This window comes from Heyndrickxia vini (assembly GCF_016772275.1).
GTDB classification, from domain to species: domain Bacteria; phylum Bacillota; class Bacilli; order Bacillales; family Bacillaceae_C; genus Heyndrickxia; species Heyndrickxia vini.
In genome coordinates, this window is the sequence record NZ_CP065425.1 from 1,500,896 (window position 1) to 1,521,777 (window position 20,882).

A 20,882-nucleotide genomic window follows, 5' to 3' on the forward strand; every position below is an offset into this window, starting at 1 on the left:
AAAGACTTTGTTGATTAGTGCTGAAAGCGAGCGCCAAGTGCGGAAATCAATACGTAGAGCCAACGAAAAAGGTTTTACATTAATTGAACTGTTAGCTGTTGTTGTCATATTAGGAATCATTGCACTGATTGCAGTGATTTCGATAGGTGGTTTAATCGAAAGAGCAAAAAAAGATGCATTTGTCCACACAGCGTACACACTAAAGGAAGCTGCAGAATATTATGCGAAAGATCAACACGTCCAAGAACAATCACTTTCAAAGATAACTTATCAATTACTATATAAAGAAAATATGATTGAAAAGATAAAAGATCCCTTTTCAAAAGCTTACCTTGATCCCGATACGAATGATTCATACATAATCGTTGAAGGACTATCAGCGAAATCCGTTTGCTTAATAGGTTCTACGAAAAATATCTGTTCAAATGGGGAAGGAAATTCTGAAGAATATCCAGTTCCATTTGATGATCTTTCTATTAACAATGTACAAGAAAATAAGTAGAAATTTGACGAAATCCTTTACAGGCAAGACGACAAAAGTCTTGTTCTTTTTTTTTGTCCTTATGTTAGCATATAACAAATATCGCGAACGGAAAGGGGACAAAAATGGACAAGCATCCGCAAAACCAGAAAATTAAAATTAAAATAAACGGAAAAGAACGTCCAATCAATGAGGATATGACGATACATGATTGGAAATCGGCAAAAGAAGAAACAGCCGTAGGAGCGGAGACAAAAGATGAACAGTTCGACTGGATACTACCCGACATTGATGAAAATCAAATTCAAGAATTCAAGAAAATCAATTATACAAAGAAAAGTACGGCATCATTTCCAAATAAACTGAGAAAAAATCCAAATAAACAAGTGACAAAATTATTTCTCTCGATTATAACAGCCGTTAGCATTGGGGTACTAATTGGTTTATTTATGTTAAAAGTAGTTATTTATCAGAGTAATATTACTCAAAAAGCACATTCAACAAGCACGCAAAACGAAAATCCCACACAAAAAAATAATTCAGGTAAAACTGCTTACATTCAAATTCCGGCACTTACAGCAGCAGTTATTCAAGGAGGGATATACAAAAATCCTGAACCAATCGTCCAATCGATTAAACAAAAGGGATTGCCCGCCGTTGTTTTGCCAATTTCCAATCAACAATATATTTATATCGGTGTAGCGGGCGATCTCCAGTCGGCAAAAAATTTAGCTAAACAGTATGAAAAAAAAGGAGTAGCTGTGTTCGCTAAGGAATTAACAATTGAGGGAAAAAGCATTCCTATTCAATCAAACGATGAGAAAAAGTTCATTTCTGCATCGATTCCCCTCTTTCAATTACTTAGCAAGGAAATTGCTAATTCATATCTTACTGGGGATACTGACAAAGATGCGTTTGGAGCGCTGAAAACAAAGCTAACCGAAATTACAAATTTGAAAGATATAAAAAATAAACAGTTGGAACTAATGAAAAATATCCAAATTCAAAGTTTTCAAACCTTAACAGCTTTTCAAAGCAACCAAGATAAGCAGGAATTAATAAAAGCGCAAACTTCCTTACTATCCTATCTTCAAGAAATAAACAAGCTAGAATAAAAGTAATGGCTGATACAATCGTGTCAGCCTATTCGAGATTATTTCGCCAATTTTCGCTTAATTTCGTTGTGTACGTACATTTTTTTTGCTACGATTAATATGTATCTCCTATTTCTTCTGAAAGGTTAAGGTGGATTATGCCAGATTTAATTTTAGCTTCAGGTTCTCCTCGCAGAAAAGAACTTCTTGCCAAACTACAAATCCCTTTTACGAGTGTAGCAAGTAATGAAAACGAAGATTTTCAACCAAACGCATTACCCCATGAAGTAGTTGTTGAATTAGCTTTAAGAAAAGCGAAATCAGTTTCAAAAGATTATCCGGATGCAGTCATTATTGGTGCAGATACGATTGTTGTTCTTGAACAAGATATACTCGGAAAACCAGTGAATCGCGAGCACGCAAAACAAATGCTTGAACGTTTATCCGGAAGGACTCATGCCGTTTTAACTGGTGTAGCCATTGTTTTTGAAGAAAGAATTCATTGTTTTTACGAAAAAACAGATGTGACATTTTGGAAGCTGACACCTCATGAAATTGAACATTATTTAACTAGCGGGGAATCTTTTGACAAAGCTGGGGCATATGGCATCCAAGGGCTAGGGTCGTTATTCGTTCAATCTATTCAAGGTGACTACTTTTCAGTCGTTGGTCTGCCTATTTCCCGGTTAAACAGAGAACTGAATAAAATGATGCTATTTAAATAATGATTTGCTGCATGCCTACTAAATGCACATCTAGTAGGAGGTATGTTAGAAATGGAAAATTTAATGATACGTGATTATCCGGCCGATGAACGGCCACGAGAACGGCTCGTAAAAAATGGAGCAAAAAGTCTGTCCAATCAAGAACTGCTTGCAATTTTACTTAGAACGGGTACGAAAGAAGAATCCGTTATTCAAATGGCCAACAAACTTTTAAATAACTTTGAAGGTTTACGATTGCTAAAAGATGCATCATTAGAAGAAATTATGGCTGTTAAAGGAATTGGCTATGCAAAAGCCGTTCAAATTCTTGCAGCAGTTGAAATAGGCCGTAGAATTGGCAACTTAACCTATCAAGACCGGTATGTCATCCGCAGTCCTGAAGATGGCGCGAATTATGTAATGAATGATATGCGTTTTTTATCTCAGGAACATTTCGTATGTTTATACCTTAACACGAAAAATCAAGTCCTTCATCAACAAACCATCTTTATCGGCAGTCTTAACGCTTCCATTGTACATCCCAGGGAGGTGTTCAAAGAAGCATTCCGCCGTTCCGCAGCCTCTATTATTTGTCTCCATAACCATCCCTCAGGAGATCCTGCACCATCTAGGGAAGACATTGAAGTAACTAAAAGATTGGTTGAATGTGGAAAATTAATTGGGATTGATATTCTTGATCACATTATTATCGGAGATAAAAAATTTGTCAGTTTGAAGGAAAAAGGGTATTTATAACACTATGATTTTTGCTCGTCTTACGATATAATAATGTTTATGATTTTTGCAGTGACTAAAGGTTTGCTAAATTAAAAGCTTTGTTAAAGTACAGCGTTGATTTTGACGCCCTGTAGTTTAGAAATCAACAATTTCTGTATAACAAAGCCAAATTAAAAATATAATTTCACTTCAAAATACACATGCTAAAAAAATAAATATTGGCTATTGAATGCTAAAATAGGACATGCCTTCTGAAGCATTTCAGAATAGAAAGGGAGATACATGAATGTTTGGTAGTAGAGATCTTGGGATCGATCTGGGTACAGCAAATACACTCGTATTTATTAAAGGAAAAGGAATTGTAGTTCGTGAGCCTTCCGTTGTGGCGATACATACGGATACAAAGCAAATCGTAGCAGTTGGTAATGATGCGAAAAACATGATTGGTCGGACACCAGGGAATATTGTTGCGACCAGACCGATGAAAGATGGCGTTATTGCCGATTATGAAACAACAGCAACAATGATGAAATATTACATTAAACAAGCAACAAAAAATAAGGGCGGTAGTTTTTCGCGAAAACCATATGTAATGGTATGTGTACCATCCGGTATTACTTCTGTTGAAGAAAGAGCAGTCATTGATGCGACTAGACAAGCAGGAGCACGTGATGCTTTTCCTATCGAAGAACCATTTGCAGCTGCTATAGGTGCTAACCTGCCTGTATGGGAGCCAACTGGAAGCATGGTAGTTGATATCGGCGGTGGTACGACAGAAGTAGCTATTATTTCACTTGGAGGTATTGTGACTAGCCAGTCTATTCGGGTTGCCGGAGATGAGATTGACGAATCCATAATTAGTTATATACGTAAAACGTATAATTTATTAATTGGTGATCGAACAGCGGAAGCAATCAAAATGGAGATTGGATCTGCTGGAGAACCTGAAGGAATCGAACCAATGGAAATTCGCGGTCGTGACCTGTTAACCGGATTACCAAAAACAATTGAAATAACCGCTGAAGAAATATCGATGGCACTGCATGACACCGTTCATGCTATAGTGGACGCAGTTAAAGGAACATTAGAACAAACACCGCCTGAACTTGCAGCGGACATTATGGACCGTGGAATTGTTTTAACTGGTGGGGGAGCGTTGCTTCGTAACCTTGATAAGGTCATTAGCAAAGAAACCAATATGCCAGTTTTAATTGCTGAAAATCCTCTTGATTGCGTGGCGATTGGTACGGGAAATGCATTAGAGCATATCGATTTATTCAAAAATAAAGTTAAAGAAAAATAAGTAGGGCGGGGCAATTTGCCCCTATCCCTATTTTTTTGAAACTAAAAATGACCAAGTATCGTCATACTATAGGACGGAAAAAAATAATCAAAATACGTAATTGGATTTTGTTAATGGGGTGGACAACATGCCACAATTCTTTTTAAATAAACGGTTAATCATTTTGCTAATCAGTATCATCTTGCTCGTGGCATTAATTGGATATTCATTACGTGATCGTGAAAATGTTTCAAAGCCAGAACAATTTGTAAGGGATATCGTCGGATTTGGTCAATCCATTGTCGCATTTCCAGCACATGGCATTTCAAATTTTATTGATAGCGTCAAGGATATTCAAAATACATATACTGAAAACAAAAAGTTAAAAGCGCGATTAGATGAGCTTCCAAAGATTACTGGTGAAATAGCTGATTTAAAAAGTGAAAACGAAGAATTGAAAAAAATATTGAAAAAACAAGACGATTTAAGAAACTATTCATCCATTCAAGCGACAATTGTTTCTCGAAATTCGGATCAATGGTATGAGAATATTACGATTAGTAAAGGTTCATCAAGTGGAGTTAAAAAAAATATGGCAATCATGACATCTAAAGGCCTATTAGGGAAAGTGATAAGCACGTCTCCTTCTTATTCAACCGTTGAATTATTAAGCTCCTCAAATCCGAAAAATCGAATTTCTGCTGAAGTGCTTAGCAAGAAGAAGGAATACGGATTAATTCAAGGATATGATGAGGAACATAAAGTATTATTATTAAAAACGATTGATTACGATGTTAGTGTTAAAAAAGGTGATATCGTAAATACCTCTGGATTAGGCGGAGTATTCCCAAAAGGCTTGCCGATTGGAACAGTTGAAAAATTAGTACCCGATGAAAACGGGCTAACACAAACGGCATGGGTGAAGCCTTATGCGGACTTTTATGATATCGAAAATGTGCAAATTATTGAACGGACCACTGTAAATCCAGATGAGGAGGGAGAATAATGAAGCGCATTGTTCTTCCTCTTATTTTAAGTCTGAGCTTTATTTTTGAAAGTATCTTTGTACAGTATTTTCCTCATCAAGCATTTGGCGGACGGTATACAATCGTCCCGCATTTTCTTTTAGTAGTTTTATTATTAATGGGTATTTATTATATTCGAAATCGCACAATACTTTATGCCTTTATTTTCGGATTATTATTTGATATAAATTATACGGGTATCTTAGGTGTCTATATGTTTTTATTTCCGTTTATGATTTATTTGACATCGAAGATGATGAAAATCCTCCAAGCAAATATTTTTGTTGCAGGACTTATAGTACTTGTTGATATTATCATTGTTGAATTTCTTGTTTATGAGTTGAATATTTTAATTAATCATGTCACGATGTCCATGGTGGATTTTTTATACGTTAGACTTATCCCAACTTTAGTCCTTAATCTAATCTTTTTTATCATTTTTTCCTATCCGATGAAAAAATGGCTGGAGAAAAGGAAAAAAGAAGTGTTGGATGAATAAAAAATTTATCGTTTCTCACTTTGAAAAGAGGAAAATCGTTGACTATTGTCGAATATTATAGCCACTGAGGTGAGCAATTTGCGATGAAAAAAAGACAAAATGTCATGATAAAGGGTACAAAGGATGGGTTAGTTCTCAGCTTAAATGATCAGTGCTCTTATCCTGAATTATTAGACGAACTAGAGGAAAAACTTTTAATTCATCATGTAGAAAGTGAAGATAGCCCGCTGATTACCGTTAGAATTCAAGTGGGAAATCGTTTTATATCGCTAGAACAAGAGGAAGAATTAAAGGAATTAGTGAGAAATAAGAGAAATTTAGTCGTTGAGGAAGTTCAAAGTAATGTAATTACAAAAAAAAGAGCGCAACAAATTCAAGAAGAAGAACAAATTTACTCGGTTGCATCGATTATACGCTCCGGACAAGTTCTTGAAGTTCCGGGTGATCTCTTATTAGTTGGTGATGTAAATCCCGGCGGTACCGTCATTGCCGGAGGAAATATTTATATCATGGGAGCATTAAAGGGAATTGCACATGCCGGATATGGGGGCAAAGAAGAGTCTATCGTTGCTGCATCATTAATGCTACCAGCACAAATTAGAATTGCCGATTGTATTACTAGGGCTCCTGATCAATACGGTAAACAAGAGCAGCATGAAATGGAATGTGCTTACATAGATGATACCAATCAAATTGTTATTGATCGTATACAAGCATTAAAACATCTTAGACCAAATATTACTAGTTTTAAAGGGGGATACTAATCATGGGTGAGGCAATCGTTATAACTTCCGGTAAAGGTGGAGTCGGAAAAACGACCACATCTGCCAATTTAGGCACTGCACTGGCCCTCCAAGGAAAGAAAGTGTGTCTTGTTGACACTGATATCGGACTTCGAAACTTGGATGTCGTGTTAGGCTTAGAAAATCGAATTATTTACGATTTGGTAGATGTTGTGAATGGCCGTTGTAAAACCCATCAAGCATTAGTAAAGGATAAAAGATTTGAAGATAAGCTATTTCTTCTCCCTGCCGCTCAAACAAGTGATAAATCAGCGGTAAATCCTGAGCAAATGAAAAAACTAATTGGTGAGTTAAAACAAGAATATGATTATATTATAATTGATTGTCCAGCCGGCATTGAACAAGGTTACAAAAATGCTGTTGCGGGGGCAGATAAAGCAATTGTAGTTACGACACCAGAAGTATCTGCCGTGCGTGATGCCGATCGAATTATTGGTTTACTAGAAAAAGAGGAACAAGTCGAGCCACCAAAATTAGTCATAAATCGGATTCGAAATCATATGATGTCAAGTGGTGATATGCTCGATATTGATGAAATTACTAGTCATCTTTCGATTGATTTAATTGGAATCGTTTTAGATGATGAGGAAGTTATTAAATGTTCCAACCAAGGGGAGCCAATCGCATTAAATCCTAATAGTAAAGCATCAATAGCTTATCGAAATATTGCTCGAAGAATTCTTGGTGAATCTATTCCGCTGCAACAATTGGAAGAACATAAACCAGGAGTTTTTGCGAAAATTAAAAAGCTTTTCGGTGTAAAAGCTTAATATTATTTAGACCTTCCAGTATTATTGGAGGGTCTTTTTTTGAAGATAAGAATATCTTTTCAATGCTGTCCAGCATTCTGACCCCGCGTTTTTCTCATTAGAAGAAAAATAGATAGCTTGTCATATCCCATAAATACTCATCATAGAATGGTACAAACTGTTTAAGGGAGAATGGTGATCGGATGGGAAATCGTGCGGATGAAATACGGCGGCAAATGGCTAAAAAAAGGAAAACAAAATCATATCCACGAAAAAAAGAGAGTCATCTAAGTTCTTCTATTCCCCACAGGGATGAGTTTGATGATTATCCGATTTTTGAGGCAGATCCTCCTAGTAAAATACATCCTTTGTGGAATAAAGAACTATTCTTATTTAAAATATTAGCTTCAGCGGTTTTAGTACTTTTTGTGGCAATTGTGTTTAAAAGTTCGATTCCAAAGCTTGATCAAGTAAAAAGCTTTGTGAATAATACGATGACATCAGAGTTTCAATTTGCAGCCGTTTCCAACTGGTATGAAAAACAATTTGGAAAGCCTTTAGCATTATTTCCTACTAAAAATAATGCTAAAGACAATACTTCAACCGTTAAGGAAGATTACGTTATGCCTGCATCTGGTAAGGTTCTTACGAATTTTTCCGCGGATGGACGTGGTGTAATGATTGAAACGAAATCTGATGAATCAGTTGATGCGATGGATGGAGGAAAAATAATCTTTGCCGGCAAAAAGGCGGATCTTGGTAAGACAGTCATCATACAACATCCTGATATGACTGAATCATGGTATGGAAAATTAGAAACGATTCAAGTGAGGGAATATGAAGAAGTGAAAACAGGCAAAAAGGTCGGTACTGTTTCGAATACGGAAGATGGTCTATCTGGTGAATTCTACTTTGCAATTAAGCAAGGGAAAAAGTTTATAGACCCGATACAGGTGATAAAATTTGAATAATTTCTTAGGGCTGTTACGAAAAATTCATATTCATCCACTATTTTGGATCATTGTAGGAATTGCTGTCTTAACTGCCCGTTTTCAGGAATTATTAGTATTGTTTAGTATTCTTTTAATCCATGAAATGGGACATAGTATCATGGCCCATTTTTTTTCTTGGAGAATCAAGAAAATTTCCATATTGCCTTTCGGTGGTGTAGCCGAAATGGATGAACACGGGAATAGACCGCTGAAAGAAGAATTGCTTGTCGTGCTCGCGGGACCGTTTCAACATGTTTGGCTAACACTATTGATGTTTATGTTATTAAAAGTAGAGGTTATATCGGTAAGCTTCTTTCAGACATTCATGGATTATAATCTAATGATATTATTATTCAATTTATTGCCGATTTGGCCATTAGACGGTGGGAAACTATTGCATCTTTTAATTTCGGTCAATAAGCCATTTTTGCGGGCAATGCGAATAACTATTCTGAGCTCCTTGTGTTGTTTACTATTTTTCCATTTAATTAGTATGATATTTACACCTTTAAATTTAAATATTTGGATTGTCGTCATTTATTTATATATTTCCTTATGGGCTGAATGGAAACAAATGAATTTTGTTTTTATGAGATTTCTATTAGAACGCTATTATGGAAAGAAAATGGATTTTAAGCGATTACGCCCTCTTAATGTAAATGGCGATGAGTTCCTCTATGAAGTGTTGGAAAAATTCCAACGCGGCAGAAAGCATCCCCTTTTAATTATGAAAGATGGGAAAGAAATCGGCAATCTTGATGAAAATGAAGTATTGCATGCTTACTTTGCAGAAAAACAAATTGATGCCAAAGTGAAGGACCTTATGTACAGCTATTAAAAGGGTGTTTCTTGACGAATCATTTAAACCTATTTAAAGTTATAACTAGCCTGCCAATGAGCGGGCTTTATTTGCTTATTAAGGGTAGGTGCAAGATGATGAATGAAATAATTATTAATTATAAAACATCAGAAAAAAGATTTGCTACGATAGAAAACGGCAAAGTCACAAAAATATTTATAGAACAGCCACAAGATGAGACGAAAGTCGGAAATATATATATTGGAAAAGTTACTGATGTGAAAAATGGAATGAATGCTTGTTTTGTTGATATCGGAACGGAAAAGCACGGTTATATCCATCGTGATCAACTTCCATCCTTTGTACAAAATGAGGACCCAAATAAACAATATCATCCGATTTCGAAATTTGTTCAAAAAGGCGAAAAGCTTATCGTTCAAGTAAAAAAAGATGAGACAACGATAAAAGGCCCTTTGCTAACGGCCATTATTGAACTTTTCGGTGAGAAAATGATATATATACCTGAAGGCGGTTATATTGCTGTTTCTAAAAAAGGTGATGAACGAAGTCGAAGTAACTGGCGAGACTTGGCACAGAAACATCAAATGTATCATGAAGGATTTATTATACGAACCGGTGCACTACATTCAAGTGAAGAAGAGTGGCTTTCAGAACTAAACATACTTAGGCAAAAATATGAGCACATCATCAAAGAATCTCATACTCAAAAACCACCTTCATTACTAGAAAAATCTTCAATGTTTGAAAGAGAACTAGTAAAAGAGTTAGCCCATTTAACTAATGGGAGGATCATTTCAGATGACCAGCAGCTATTGCAACGTTTAAAACAAAATCACCATTCATCGGAATGGAAACTTTCCCTTCATTTGGCTGATGAAAACATTTTTTCGACCTATAAAATTGATTCGGAAATAGAGAAATCTTTAAGGAGAGTAATATGGCTTGAAAATGGTTCGTATTTAGTTATTGATGAAACGGAAGCCCTTGTTAGTATTGATGTGAATACAGGAAAATTTTCCGGTACAAAAGACTTTCAAGATACTGTCCTACAAACGAATATTTTAGCTGCTAAGGAAATGGTCAGGCAATTAATTATTAGGGACTACGGTGGAATAATATTAGTTGATTTTATAGATATGAGAAATGAAAACCATCGTCAACTCGTTCAAAAAACGATTCAAGAGGAAGTAAAGAAGGACCCTAAATATACAAGACTAGTTGGGTTTACATCACTCGGGATCTTCCAAATGACTCGCAAAAAAACAAAGAAATCACTTTCTGAAACACTTTTAATACAGTGTCCGGTTTGTGCAGGAAAAGGGAAGGTTGAAAGCCCTGAAACAATGGCTTTTCGATTAGAAAGAGAGCTTTGGGAGAAGCCATTTAAAGAACATGAAGCAGTCTTAATAGAGTTGACGGATGATGTGAAAACCATTTTTTGTGGGGAAAAAAATGAGCATTTGATGAGGCTTGAACAAACCTTAAATGTTAAGATCTTTTTATTAACATTATCTTTTTCACGTCCAAACTATTACATAAGACAATTTGGAACGGTTAAAGAATTATCAGCTAAGTTTTGAAACTCGTTATTGACATAAGCGTCTCATTTTGATAAGATTTTTATGTTATGTTTGTAGCACCCGTGCTACAACCGCACAATACAGGTTTTAAGTGTTTGCCAATTGGCAAAACGCCTGCTTTTGGCGAGTCTGAGTTTATTAAGGAGGTGCAAGTATGTACGCGATTATTGAAACTGGTGGAAAACAAATCAAAGTTGAAGAAGGCCAAGCTATCACAATCGAAAAATTGAATGTTGCTGAAGGTGAAACTGTTACTTTCGACAAAGTTCTTTTCGTAGGTGGCGACTCTGTAAAAGTTGGAAGTCCTCTTGTTGCTGGAGCAACTGTAACTGCGAAAGTTCAAAAACAAGGACGTTCTAAGAAATTGGTTGTTTTCAAATATAAGCCAAAGAAAAACTATCACAAAAAACAAGGTCACCGTCAACCATTTACACAAGTTGTAATTGAAAAAATCAATGCATAAGGGTGACTGTGCATGATACATGTTCAAATCCGGCAAACATCTGATCAGAAAATTTCATCCTTTACGATGAAAGGTCATGCAGATTTTGCTACGAAAGGCCAAGATATCGTTTGTGCAGGTGCTTCTGCCGTATCATTCGGTGCGATTAATGCGATTATGGAATTGACTAAGATCGAGCCTTTGATTAAACAATCAAATGGTGGCTTTCTTGAATGCACGATTCCTGAGCAGTTATCTGCGGATGAGGATGAGAAGGTACAATTGCTGTTACAAGGTATGGTCGTTTCATTACAAACGATTGAACGAGATTATGGTAAATATATTAAAATAACCTTCGGGTAGGAGGTGGAACAAATGTTAAGATTAGATCTTCAATTTTTCGCATCTAAAAAGGGAGTAGGTTCTACAAAGAACGGTCGTGACTCTATCGCAAAGCGTTTAGGCGCTAAGCGTGCAGATGGTCAATTGGTAACTGGTGGATCCATTCTTTACCGTCAACGCGGTACAAAAATCTATCCAGGTGAGAACGTTGGCCGTGGCGGTGATGATACTCTTTACGCAAAAGTTGATGGTATCGTACGTTTCGAACGTATGGGCCGTGACAAGAAAAAAGTGAGCGTATATCCTGTTGCACAAGAAGCTTAATATGACGATTAAAAAACTCTAATCGATCCTATCGGTTAGAGTTTTTTTTAATTCAGGAAATGCAATAAATAGTTACTTTTGATATACTATCAAAAGAAAGATATGAATGTAATAGGAGAGTCAATTAAATGGAAAAGTGGACGATTGTTGAAGTGCTTCGACATGCACGCCATGACTGGATGAACCAGCTTCAGCTTATAAAAGGAAATATCGCATTGAATAAACTAGACAATGTCAATCGAATAATGGACGAAATGATAGTAGAAGCACAACAGGAATCAAGACTATCGAATTTAAAACTCCCTCATTTTGCTGAAATCCTTCTTACATTTAACTGGGAACCCCATCCATTTCAAATCGATTATGAAATAGTAAGTGAAAATGGAGCGTTAACTGTTGATGACCAAACGTTATCAAATTGGATTCAATCATTTTTCCTCACTTTAGAAAAAGTAGTAGTACCTTTTCAAGAAAATAATTTATTCATTTCATTTGAACAATATCAGGACCAAACACGTTTTGATTTTGAATTTAATGGAACAATAAAAGAAAATGGTCAGGAATTATTAAGAAAATGGTTGGTCGATCAAGAAAAAATGATTAAGAATGTAAACATAAATGAAATAAATCTAACCTATTTTTCTTTTGAAATATTTATGTAGCACACATTGATAAATTTGTATTATTAACTATAAGGGTGGTACTTCTATGTTTGTAGATCAGGTGAAAATATTCGTTAAGGGTGGCGATGGCGGAAACGGCATGGTCGCTTTCCGAAGAGAAAAATATGTTCCTAAAGGTGGTCCCGCTGGTGGTGATGGCGGAAGGGGAGCGAACGTAATATTTGTCGTTGAAGAAGGACTAAGAACATTAATGGATTTTCGCTATCAACGACATTTTAAAGCGAATCGCGGGGAACATGGCATGTCCAAAGGGCAGCATGGCCGAGGAGCGGAAGATATGGTAGTGAAAGTTCCGCCAGGTACAGTCGTTATTGATGATGACACAAAAGAAATTATCGCTGATTTAACCGTGCATGGTGAGCGTGCTGTTGTAGCCAAAGGTGGTCGTGGCGGTCGTGGAAATATTCGCTTTGCAACACCAGCAAACCCAGCACCGGAAATATCAGAAAATGGTGAACCAGGACAAGAACGATATATCGTTCTTGAATTAAAGGTTTTAGCTGATGTCGGTTTAGTCGGATTTCCAAGTGTTGGGAAATCAACCCTTTTATCAATCGTTTCAGCGGCGAAACCTAAAATAGCTGAATATCATTTTACGACGATTGTTCCTAATTTAGGAGTAGTCGAGACAGAAGATGGTCGCAGCTTTGTAATGGCTGATTTGCCAGGATTAATAGAAGGTGCCCATGAAGGGGTCGGACTTGGTCATCAATTTCTCCGTCATATCGAGAGAACAAGAGTAATCGTCCATGTGATAGATATGTCCGGACTTGAAGGAAGAGACCCATATCAAGATTATGTTACGATTAATCAAGAATTAAAAGAATACAATCTACGATTGATGGAAAGACCCCAAATTATCGTAGCAAATAAGATGGATATGCCAGAGGCAGAAGAAAATCTTGCTAAATTTAAAGAGCAACTGAAAGAAGACTATCCAATTTATCCAATTTCCGCGATTACTAGACAAGGCTTAAGAGATTTATTATTTGCGATTGCAGATTTACTTCAAACAACACCGGAATTTCCATTACATGAACTTGAAAAAGAAAAAGAAGAAGAAAAACGGGTTGTATATAAGTATGAAAAACAGGAACAAGAATTTGATATTACACGGGAGCCGGATGGAAGCTTTGTTGTTACGGGAGATAAATTAGAAAAGTTATTCAAAATGACTAATTTTTCACGAGAAGAATCTGTTCGAAGATTTGCTCGACAATTACGTTCAATGGGTATCGATGATGCACTTAGACAACGTGGTGCGTCAAATGGAGATATTGTGAAGATCATGGATTATGAATTCGAATTTGTTGATTAATTTTTCAATAAATAAATAGCAATTGGATATTAGATAGTCTATTAGCTAGTTCCAATTGCTATATTTTTCGATAGATCGTTTTGTATTTTGTATTGGGGGAAAGGACATTGGGGAGAAAAGAAATAGACTATAAATTTATTTTAGTCCGGGAAGATGTACTGCCTGAAGCGATGAAAAAAACATTAGAAGTAAAAGAGCTTCTAGAGCGTGGGAAAGCTGAATCAGTAGCAGACGCAGCGCAAAGCGTTGATCTTAGTCGCAGCGCCTTTTATAAATACCGGGACACAGTGTTTCCTTTTCATTCAATAGTGAAAGAAAGAATGATTACTTTGTTTTTCCATTTAGAAGATCGATCAGGGACACTTTTTGAATTACTTGGCGTTATCGCTAATCATTCGTGTAATGTATTAACTATCCATCAAACGATTCCAATTCAAGGACGTGCTAATGTGACAATTACATTAGAGGTAACAGATATAACGATAGATCTTGATGAATTATTATCAAAACTACGTCGCTTGGATTTTATCGATAAAGTGGAAATTTTAGGTTCCGGCGCATGATCAGGTAGAGCGAGAGGGGGGAATTTAGATGAAAGCAGGATATTTAGGTCCAAAAGCCACTTTTACAGATATAGCCGTCCAAAATGCGTTTCCTGACGCTGAAAGAATAGGCTATACAACGATTCCGGATTGTTTCAAGGCTGTTATTAATAATGAAGTCGATATGGCTGTAGTCCCTTTTGAAAATGCGTTAGAAGGGTCGGTGCACTTAACGACGGATTATTTATTTCATGAAACAAATCCTCCAATAAGAGCGGAAATTATCGTTCCTATTCAACAACATTTAATGGTTCATCCGATGCAATATAATAAGTGGAATGAGGTTGAACGTATTTTATCCCATCCACATGCTCTTGCTCAATGTCATAAATTCTTACATAATCAATTTCGTGGTGTAACCTTGGAACAACTGACTTCAACAGCTGCCGCCGCTAAATATGTCAGTGAGCATCCAGAATCGAATATAGCCGCTATTGCAAATGAATTAGCGGCTGAAAAATATAATCTAAAAATTGTGAAAGAAAATATACATGATTATGATTTTAATCATACTCGTTTTATCGTTTTAGCGCATAGTCATACAGAAATACTACCTTCGCTTACATCTACATATGAAAAAACAACAATTATGGTAACTCTGCCTTCAGATAGGGCAGGTGCTTTACACCAAGTACTATCTGCCTTCGCATGGCGGAGAATAAATTTAAGTAAAATTGAATCGAGACCATTAAAAACGGGTTTAGGTCATTATTTCTTTATGATAGATATTAATCAATCAATCGAAGATCAGTTAGTAAAAAATGCAATCGAGGAAATTGAATCACTCGGCTGTCATGTGAAAATATTAGGAAGTTATTTTTCCTATCATACACAAAAATAAATCCAACAGCCTGTTGGATTTATTTTTTATTCATTTAAATTCATTAAAAACCCTGCATTATTTAATGCCTTTTCGACATCTACAAGCTGTTGTTTACTTTTTGCAACAATGGTATGGATATGAACGCCATGAGTTAAATTTGATAAGTAGATGGCTTTCGTTGCTTGAATTTTTTCAACAAACTGTTTTACTTCTCTTCGGTTAGATACCATAATTGATGCAGTTAGGTCACCATATACAGGATGCTCAATTTTTACATCTTTTACTGTAACACCATGATCAACAATGAGGTTTAGCTCACTTTCTGCCTGTTCCGGAGTGTGATGGCATGCAATTGTTTTTTCATATTGATCCGCAACTTTTGGTTGTCGAAGATATAAATAGCCTTGACTTGTCGCTATTATTGGCTCATTTTTAGCTTTTAATAGGGTTATATCATTCACTATTACTTGACGACTAACATTTGCTAGTTTTGCTAATTCTCCTCCAATAATAGGTTCACTACTTTCTTTAAGCAACTGTAAAAGAAATTCGCGCCTGTTTTCACCGAGTAATTTTTTCTCTTCTGACACTCAGATAGACTCCCTTCAGCTTTACTCCTATTTGGATTCTAACATAAAGCTTGCATTGTACCAACTAATTGGTATATGCCAAATTTTCCTCAGCAATTTTATTTAATAGATCGGCGAGCGCTTTTACATTACACTCATCTGTCTTATTTCCCATTGATATTCGAACAAACTCTTGCGATTTAGAAGGTTGAATTCCCATAGCTTTCATTGTGTTTGATTGCTCCTGCTGACCAACATGACAAGCATTGCCCGTAGATATGGCGAAACCGTTACGGTTGCATTCAAGCATGACATATTGTCCTTCGATTCCGTTTATCCCTAATCCGATTATGTGGGGGAGTTGACATTCGATAGCTGTAGACTGATAGAGAGTAATGTGGTCGTTATTGATCAATTCGAGAAATAACAATCGAAGTGATTGATACTTTTTTATTTTTTCCTGTTTTAGTGCCTTTTTAGTGGATGCTACAAATCCTGCAATTCCTGGTAAATTAACTGTTCCCCCGCGAAACCCATTCTCATGGTGAAATCCGGAGAAAACTGGTTTTACATGGTTAGAAGGGTTGATATAGATGGCACCAACGCCTTTTGGACCGTAGATTTTATGACTAGAAATGGTTAAACAATCGACATAAGGGAGTACTTCCTTCATGTCCAATTTTCCAAATGATTGTACACAATCACAATGAAAAATAATCTTTTGACCTTGAATCATATGAAATACTTCTTTTATTGGTTGAATCGTTCCAATTTCCGAGTTAACATGCTGCAAACTAATCAATATAGTATCTTCCCGGATATTTTCTTGTAATGTGAACAAATCAATCATCCCATCGGCGGTAAATGGGATTTTGCTGATTTCAAAGCCAATTTCCTCCAAAAATGTCATTGCGGAGTGTACAGAAGGATGTTCGGCAATCGAAGTAATAATATGTTTTCCGAGGTGGGAATGACTTTTTGCTAAAGAAATAATACTAAGCAGATTACTTTCCGTTCCGCCGGAAGTAAAATAAATCGATTCTGCTGAAACATCCAAAATGTCTGCAAGCTCTTTGCGGCACACTTGTAAAATATGATCCGCCTCTGATCCGATATCATGTAAACTGCTTGTATTTCCAAATACATGGGAAGAGATTTGTTGATATACCTCTAATGCTTCTTCATCAATCGGTGTCGTAGCGGAATAATCGAAATATATCATTCTATATCCTCCTTGATAGACAAATAAAAAATTTTCTTGCCTTTATCATAAATCTATGTAAATATATGTGTCAAGACACCTGTTGATACAGGAGGAGTACTTTCATGAAAAATTCAGATGTAATTATTATTGGTAGTGGAATTGCAGCAATGCAACTTGCACACAACCTTTCTTCGTCGTTATTTGTGAGATTAATCACAAAGTCAACCCTGAGCAATAGTAATTCATATTTTGCACAAGGAGGCATTGCTGCAGCAGTTTCAAGTGATGATAACTATCGTTTACATTATCAAGATACGATTGAAGCGGGGGAAGATTTCCATACTAATGAGAAAGTATTGGATTTGGTGAAAGAAGCGCCAAATCTAATCAATCGATTAATAAATTCAGGCGTACAATTCGATAGCGATGAACACGGCACAATCCTATTAGGAAAAGAAGGTGCACATTGTCGCAATCGAATTTTACATTGTGGCGGGGATGCAACGGGAAAATATCTTATGGATCATTTTCTTAAAAAAGTTCCGAAAAATATTAATATGATTGAAAATGAATTCGTTTACGAATTAATCATCCATCCGAATGTGAACAAGTGTATAGGGGTTAAAACGAGAAATAGTAAAGGCGAGGCAAATATATATTTCGCATCACATATTATTCTAGCTGTTGGTGGAGTAGGTGGACTATACGCTTACACATCAAATGCCTCTTCGGTTGCTGGTGATGGTGTAGCCTTAGCGTATATGGCAGGTGCAAAGCTTACTGATTTGGAATTTATTCAATTTCATCCGACGCTTCTTACGATAAACGGAAAAGCCTGTGGGTTAGTTTCTGAGGCTGTTCGTGGGATGGGAGCCGTTTTGATAAACGATGCAAATGAACCCATTATGGCAGGTAAGCACCCTTTAAATGATCTGGCACCGAGACATATTGTTGCCCAAGAAATATATTTTGAAAGGTCAAAAGGAAATGAAGTTTACCTAGATATTCATATGATTAAACATTTCAAAGAAAAATTCCCAACGATTACTGCGATGTGTGAAAACTATCAAATTGATCTTTCAAAAGGGAAAATTCCAGTAGCACCGGGCTGCCATTTTTTTATGGGGGGCATCGTTATAGATGAAGTTGGGAGAACATCGATTAACGGATTATATGCAATCGGTGAAACAGCTTGGAGTGGTGTTCATGGTGCCAATCGATTAGCCAGTAATTCACTATTGGAAGGACTATATTATGGAGAAAAACTAGCAAGCTACTTAAATGAACAGACGAATAATAATGTCGATCATTCATTGCATATCCAGATAAATAATCAAACAAAAAAACGTAAGGTACATCTCCCCAATAAATTAGAACTGCAAAATAAATTGATGGACTGTGCTGGTATTATTCGTTCAAAGATGAAGCTTGAAGAGTTGAAAATCTGGCTGGGAAACTACGAAATTATTAAACATAAAAATCTACATTTAGATCAGTTTGAAACTGAAGATATTCAAATGATTTTTATGTTGATTACGGCAAAGTTAATTACTGAAGCAGCACTATTAAGAACGGAAAGTCGCGGCGGTCATATTAGAGAAGATTTTCCATTAAAAGATCCAGAATGGGCAAGAAAACACATATTTCATACAAAACATAGCACGGAAGTGAGGAGTAACGCACATGAATACAGTCAAATTAAGATCCATGCTTAAAGATTTTTACAATGAAGATATAGGGGATCGCGATATAACAAGTGAAAGTTTATTTTCTTCAGTAGAAATAGGTGAATTAACCTTTATTACTAAACAATCGGGTGTATTTTGCGGCGAGGATATTATAAGAGAAGGATACAGAACAATAGATTCAACAGTAGAGGTTAACATTATCAAAAATGATGGAAGTTTTGTTGACGCTGGAGATATTATAGCCATTGCACGAGGTTCTGTTCAAAACATCTTAAAAGGGGAAAGAGTAATTCTAAATCTCATACAAAGGATGAGCGGAATTGCAACATTAACTGCAAATGCAATGAAGTGTATAAAGGGGACAGGGACAAGGGTTTGTGATACAAGAAAAACAATGCCCGGTATTAGAATGCTTGATAAATATGCTGTTGTTACAGGTGGTGGTGTTAATCACCGCAATGGATTATATGACGCTGTGATGATTAAAGATAATCATATTTCGTTTGCAGGATCAATTGAAAATGCAATAAGAAAAGTTAGAGAAAAAATTGGTCACACAGTAAAAATTGAAGTAGAGATCGAATCGAAGGAACAATTAATCGAAGCTGTAGAACATAAGGCAGATATTATTATGTTCGACAACTGCACCCCAGACCAAATAAAAAACTGGCTTTCACTTGTTCCCGATTGGATTGCGACAGAAGCATCGGGAAATATTACATTAGATAATTTGCTTAGTTATGCAAATACAGGCGTTCAATATATATCATTAGGTTGTTTAACACATTCAGTATCAGCATTTGATATTAGTGCAAGGGTGAAAATAAATAATGAGATTTGATTGGGGGAATTGGAATGTCGTTTTTAGATGTCTTAAATAAAAATCAATTTATCCTTCCGGAGCGTTATAAAAATACGGCTAAAAACGTGATGGAGCAAAAAGTAGCGGAAATCAAAAAATTATTGGGAAAAGAATTATTTATTCCCGGACATCACTACCAGAAGGATGAAGTTATCCAGTTTGCCGATACGACAGGGGATTCTTTGCAACTTGCACAAGTATCGGCCAGAAATAAAGATGCTAAATATATTGTTTTCTGTGGTGTACATTTTATGGCCGAAACAGCAGATATTCTAACAAGTGCTGCTCAGCAGGTGCTATTGCCGGATATGCGTGCTGGATGCTCCATGGCTGATATGGCAACGATTCATCAAACAGAAAGAGCATGGGCAGAACTTCAGAGCCTATTTGGTGGAACGATTTTGCCATTAACGTATGTCAATTCAACAGCGGCTATTAAAGCTTTTGTAGGGAAACATGGCGGTGCAACTGTCACATCTTCAAATGCGCATGCAATGGTGAATTGGGCGTTTGAAAAAAAGGAACGCATTCTATTTTTACCTGATCAACATCTAGGACGAAATACGGCTTTTGATATAGGCATTCCATTATCACAAATGGCGGTTTGGGATCCAATTCAAAATGAGCTGATCTATGAAGGGGATATAGAAGGAGTTAAGGTAATTTTGTGGAAGGGACACTGTTCAGTCCATGAAAAATTCACGGTTGATAATATCGCACATATACGAAAAATGCACCCGAAAATGAAAATCATTGTTCATCCGGAATGTAGTAGAGAAGTCGTTTCATTATCCGATGACAACGGCTCTACAAAATATATTATTGATACGCTAATAAAAGCAGAACCAGGAAGTGAATGGGCAATAGGAACAGAAATGAACCTAGTAAATCGACTTATTAAAGAACATCCGACTAAAAAAATTGTTTCTTTAAATCCACATATGTGTCCATGCCTAACAATGAATAGAATTGATCTCGAACACTTACTATGGAATTTAGAATGTATCATTGAGGGGTCACCAATTAATAGAATAAAGGTGGACGAGGAAACAACAAAATATGCTGTTTTAGCATTAAACCGTATGTTAAACCGCGTATAATTTATATATCTATAACCTTTATTATTGAAATATCATTGCTTTCTTCCTGTGGGAGAAGGCATATTTTTATGGTAAGAAACATAAATTTTTTTTGAAGAACATTAGCACTTTGCCCATTTTGACATAGACTATATGGACTTATGCCTGAGGAGGGGAAC

The 20,882-nt window shown here is 36.2% G+C and carries 24 protein-coding genes and 1 other annotated feature; of the genes, 22 read left to right on the forward strand and 2 right to left on the reverse strand.

Features of this window, described 5'->3' with window-relative positions; genetic code table 11:
- Window positions 1-37 precede the first annotated feature (37 nt).
- The 19 genes from I5776_RS07405 to pheA all read left to right on the forward strand — a co-directional run bounded on the left by I5776_RS07405 (window position 38) and on the right by pheA (window position 15,319).
- Entirely contained in the window at window positions 38-502 is a 465-nt protein-coding gene (locus tag I5776_RS07405) for a type II secretion system protein (RefSeq protein WP_246483946.1), read from the forward strand.
- 104 nt (window positions 503-606) lie between these two features.
- Window positions 607-1,596, forward strand: a complete 990-nt coding sequence (locus I5776_RS07410) for a hypothetical protein (protein ID WP_202779883.1) — start codon at window positions 607-609, stop codon at window positions 1,594-1,596.
- Window positions 1,597-1,733: 137 nt separating this feature from the next.
- Window positions 1,734-2,300, forward strand: a complete 567-nt coding sequence (locus tag I5776_RS07415; protein WP_202779885.1) for a Maf family protein — start codon at window positions 1,734-1,736, stop codon at window positions 2,298-2,300.
- Window positions 2,301-2,351: 51 nt separating this feature from the next.
- Window positions 2,352-3,035 carry a RadC family protein gene (radC, locus tag I5776_RS07420; RefSeq protein ID WP_202779887.1) on the forward strand — a complete coding sequence of 228 codons (684 nt, stop codon included), beginning with the start codon at window positions 2,352-2,354 and terminating at the stop codon, window positions 3,033-3,035.
- Between the two features lie 268 nt (window positions 3,036-3,303).
- On the forward strand, window positions 3,304-4,320 hold the full coding sequence (locus I5776_RS07425; protein ID WP_202779889.1) for a rod shape-determining protein: 1,017 nt from the start codon (window positions 3,304-3,306) through the stop codon (window positions 4,318-4,320).
- Window positions 4,321-4,447: 127 nt separating this feature from the next.
- Complete coding sequence (gene mreC / locus I5776_RS07430) at window positions 4,448-5,305, forward strand: rod shape-determining protein MreC (RefSeq protein ID WP_202779891.1); 858 nt, start codon at window positions 4,448-4,450, stop codon at window positions 5,303-5,305.
- A complete protein-coding gene (gene mreD, locus I5776_RS07435) occupies window positions 5,305-5,823 on the forward strand; it encodes a rod shape-determining protein MreD (protein ID WP_202779893.1) in 519 nt (172 codons plus the stop codon). Before mreC ends, mreD begins: the two co-directional genes overlap by 1 nt.
- Before the next feature lie 83 nt (window positions 5,824-5,906).
- A complete protein-coding gene (minC, locus tag I5776_RS07440) occupies window positions 5,907-6,587 on the forward strand; it encodes a septum site-determining protein MinC (RefSeq protein WP_202779895.1) in 681 nt (226 codons plus the stop codon).
- A gap of 2 nt (window positions 6,588-6,589) precedes the next feature.
- On the forward strand, window positions 6,590-7,396 hold the full coding sequence (gene minD, locus I5776_RS07445) for a septum site-determining protein MinD (protein WP_202779897.1): 807 nt from the start codon (window positions 6,590-6,592) through the stop codon (window positions 7,394-7,396).
- Between the two features lie 182 nt (window positions 7,397-7,578).
- Window positions 7,579-8,346, forward strand: coding sequence for a M23 family metallopeptidase (locus tag I5776_RS07450; RefSeq protein WP_202779899.1), 768 nt, complete (start codon window positions 7,579-7,581; stop codon window positions 8,344-8,346).
- Window positions 8,339-9,205: a M50 family metallopeptidase gene (locus tag I5776_RS07455; protein ID WP_202779901.1), complete on the forward strand. Its 867-nt coding sequence runs from the start codon at window positions 8,339-8,341 to the stop codon at window positions 9,203-9,205. Before I5776_RS07450 ends, I5776_RS07455 begins: the two co-directional genes overlap by 8 nt.
- 98 nt (window positions 9,206-9,303) lie before the next feature.
- On the forward strand, window positions 9,304-10,767 hold the full coding sequence (locus I5776_RS07460) for an Rne/Rng family ribonuclease (protein WP_246483947.1): 1,464 nt from the start codon (window positions 9,304-9,306) through the stop codon (window positions 10,765-10,767).
- A gap of 59 nt (window positions 10,768-10,826) precedes the next feature.
- Window positions 10,827-10,908, forward strand: a sequence feature (ribosomal protein L21 leader region).
- 13 nt (window positions 10,909-10,921) lie between these two features.
- Window positions 10,922-11,230: a 50S ribosomal protein L21 gene (gene rplU / locus I5776_RS07465; protein ID WP_066227221.1), complete on the forward strand. Its 309-nt coding sequence runs from the start codon at window positions 10,922-10,924 to the stop codon at window positions 11,228-11,230.
- Between the two features lie 12 nt (window positions 11,231-11,242).
- Window positions 11,243-11,572, forward strand: coding sequence for a ribosomal-processing cysteine protease Prp (locus I5776_RS07470; RefSeq protein ID WP_202779905.1), 330 nt, complete (start codon window positions 11,243-11,245; stop codon window positions 11,570-11,572).
- Window positions 11,573-11,584: 12 nt separating this feature from the next.
- Window positions 11,585-11,875: a 50S ribosomal protein L27 gene (rpmA, locus tag I5776_RS07475; protein ID WP_058002044.1), complete on the forward strand. Its 291-nt coding sequence runs from the start codon at window positions 11,585-11,587 to the stop codon at window positions 11,873-11,875.
- Between the two features lie 128 nt (window positions 11,876-12,003).
- A complete protein-coding gene (locus I5776_RS07480) occupies window positions 12,004-12,537 on the forward strand; it encodes a Spo0B C-terminal domain-containing protein (RefSeq protein WP_202779906.1) in 534 nt (177 codons plus the stop codon).
- A 46-nt stretch (window positions 12,538-12,583) separates the two neighbouring features.
- Window positions 12,584-13,876, forward strand: coding sequence for a GTPase ObgE (gene obgE, locus I5776_RS07485; RefSeq protein ID WP_202779907.1), 1,293 nt, complete (start codon window positions 12,584-12,586; stop codon window positions 13,874-13,876).
- Window positions 13,877-14,046: 170 nt separating this feature from the next.
- On the forward strand, window positions 14,047-14,439 hold the full coding sequence (locus I5776_RS07490; RefSeq protein ID WP_246483994.1) for an ACT domain-containing protein: 393 nt from the start codon (window positions 14,047-14,049) through the stop codon (window positions 14,437-14,439).
- Window positions 14,440-14,467: 28 nt separating this feature from the next.
- Window positions 14,468-15,319, forward strand: a complete 852-nt coding sequence (pheA, locus tag I5776_RS07495) for a prephenate dehydratase (RefSeq protein WP_202779909.1) — start codon at window positions 14,468-14,470, stop codon at window positions 15,317-15,319.
- Window positions 15,320-15,345: 26 nt separating this feature from the next.
- Here the strand turns inward: pheA and I5776_RS07500 are convergent, their stop codons facing one another.
- Window positions 15,346-15,891 (reverse strand): transcription repressor NadR, encoded by a 546-nt coding sequence (locus I5776_RS07500; RefSeq protein WP_202779910.1) that lies wholly within the window; start codon window positions 15,889-15,891, stop codon window positions 15,346-15,348.
- A 64-nt stretch (window positions 15,892-15,955) separates the two neighbouring features.
- Window positions 15,956-17,092, reverse strand: coding sequence for an IscS subfamily cysteine desulfurase (locus I5776_RS07505; RefSeq protein ID WP_202779911.1), 1,137 nt, complete (start codon window positions 17,090-17,092; stop codon window positions 15,956-15,958).
- Window positions 17,093-17,196: 104 nt separating this feature from the next.
- Between I5776_RS07505 and nadB the strand changes: the two genes are divergently transcribed.
- Genes nadB through nadA form a run of 3 tightly spaced genes read left to right on the forward strand, consistent with a single transcriptional unit; the run spans window position 17,197 to window position 20,724 of the window.
- Window positions 17,197-18,789 carry an L-aspartate oxidase gene (nadB, locus tag I5776_RS07510; protein WP_202779913.1) on the forward strand — a complete coding sequence of 531 codons (1,593 nt, stop codon included), beginning with the start codon at window positions 17,197-17,199 and terminating at the stop codon, window positions 18,787-18,789.
- Window positions 18,758-19,603 carry a carboxylating nicotinate-nucleotide diphosphorylase gene (gene nadC / locus I5776_RS07515; RefSeq protein WP_202779915.1) on the forward strand — a complete coding sequence of 282 codons (846 nt, stop codon included), beginning with the start codon at window positions 18,758-18,760 and terminating at the stop codon, window positions 19,601-19,603. Before nadB ends, nadC begins: the two co-directional genes overlap by 32 nt.
- A gap of 14 nt (window positions 19,604-19,617) precedes the next feature.
- Window positions 19,618-20,724: a quinolinate synthase NadA gene (nadA, locus tag I5776_RS07520; protein ID WP_202779917.1), complete on the forward strand. Its 1,107-nt coding sequence runs from the start codon at window positions 19,618-19,620 to the stop codon at window positions 20,722-20,724.
- Window positions 20,725-20,882 lie beyond the last annotated feature (158 nt).

What these genes read in the sequence shown, in the direction of transcription:
- I5776_RS07410 (WP_202779883.1), top strand. Translation starts at nt 607, where the DNA reads ATGGACAAGCATCCGCAAAACCAGAAAATTAAAATTAAAATAAACGGA.
- I5776_RS07415 (WP_202779885.1), top strand. Translation starts at nt 1,734, where the DNA reads ATGCCAGATTTAATTTTAGCTTCAGGTTCTCCTCGCAGAAAAGAACTT.
- radC (WP_202779887.1), top strand. Translation starts at nt 2,352, where the DNA reads ATGGAAAATTTAATGATACGTGATTATCCGGCCGATGAACGGCCACGA.
- I5776_RS07425 (WP_202779889.1), top strand. Translation starts at nt 3,304, where the DNA reads ATGTTTGGTAGTAGAGATCTTGGGATCGATCTGGGTACAGCAAATACA.
- mreC (WP_202779891.1), top strand. Translation starts at nt 4,448, where the DNA reads ATGCCACAATTCTTTTTAAATAAACGGTTAATCATTTTGCTAATCAGT.
- mreD (WP_202779893.1), top strand. Translation starts at nt 5,305, where the DNA reads ATGAAGCGCATTGTTCTTCCTCTTATTTTAAGTCTGAGCTTTATTTTT.
- minC (WP_202779895.1), top strand. Translation starts at nt 5,907, where the DNA reads ATGAAAAAAAGACAAAATGTCATGATAAAGGGTACAAAGGATGGGTTA.
- minD (WP_202779897.1), top strand. Translation starts at nt 6,590, where the DNA reads ATGGGTGAGGCAATCGTTATAACTTCCGGTAAAGGTGGAGTCGGAAAA.
- I5776_RS07450 (WP_202779899.1), top strand. Translation starts at nt 7,579, where the DNA reads ATGGGAAATCGTGCGGATGAAATACGGCGGCAAATGGCTAAAAAAAGG.
- I5776_RS07460 (WP_246483947.1), top strand. Translation starts at nt 9,304, where the DNA reads ATGAATGAAATAATTATTAATTATAAAACATCAGAAAAAAGATTTGCT.
- rplU (WP_066227221.1), top strand. Translation starts at nt 10,922, where the DNA reads ATGTACGCGATTATTGAAACTGGTGGAAAACAAATCAAAGTTGAAGAA.
- I5776_RS07470 (WP_202779905.1), top strand. Translation starts at nt 11,243, where the DNA reads ATGATACATGTTCAAATCCGGCAAACATCTGATCAGAAAATTTCATCC.
- rpmA (WP_058002044.1), top strand. Translation starts at nt 11,585, where the DNA reads ATGTTAAGATTAGATCTTCAATTTTTCGCATCTAAAAAGGGAGTAGGT.
- I5776_RS07480 (WP_202779906.1), top strand. Translation starts at nt 12,004, where the DNA reads ATGGAAAAGTGGACGATTGTTGAAGTGCTTCGACATGCACGCCATGAC.
- obgE (WP_202779907.1), top strand. Translation starts at nt 12,584, where the DNA reads ATGTTTGTAGATCAGGTGAAAATATTCGTTAAGGGTGGCGATGGCGGA.
- I5776_RS07490 (WP_246483994.1), top strand. Translation starts at nt 14,047, where the DNA reads ATGAAAAAAACATTAGAAGTAAAAGAGCTTCTAGAGCGTGGGAAAGCT.
- pheA (WP_202779909.1), top strand. Translation starts at nt 14,468, where the DNA reads ATGAAAGCAGGATATTTAGGTCCAAAAGCCACTTTTACAGATATAGCC.
- I5776_RS07505 (WP_202779911.1), bottom strand. Translation starts at nt 17,092, where the DNA reads ATGATATATTTCGATTATTCCGCTACGACACCGATTGATGAAGAAGCA.
- nadB (WP_202779913.1), top strand. Translation starts at nt 17,197, where the DNA reads ATGAAAAATTCAGATGTAATTATTATTGGTAGTGGAATTGCAGCAATG.
- nadC (WP_202779915.1), top strand. Translation starts at nt 18,758, where the DNA reads ATGAATACAGTCAAATTAAGATCCATGCTTAAAGATTTTTACAATGAA.
- nadA (WP_202779917.1), top strand. Translation starts at nt 19,618, where the DNA reads ATGTCGTTTTTAGATGTCTTAAATAAAAATCAATTTATCCTTCCGGAG.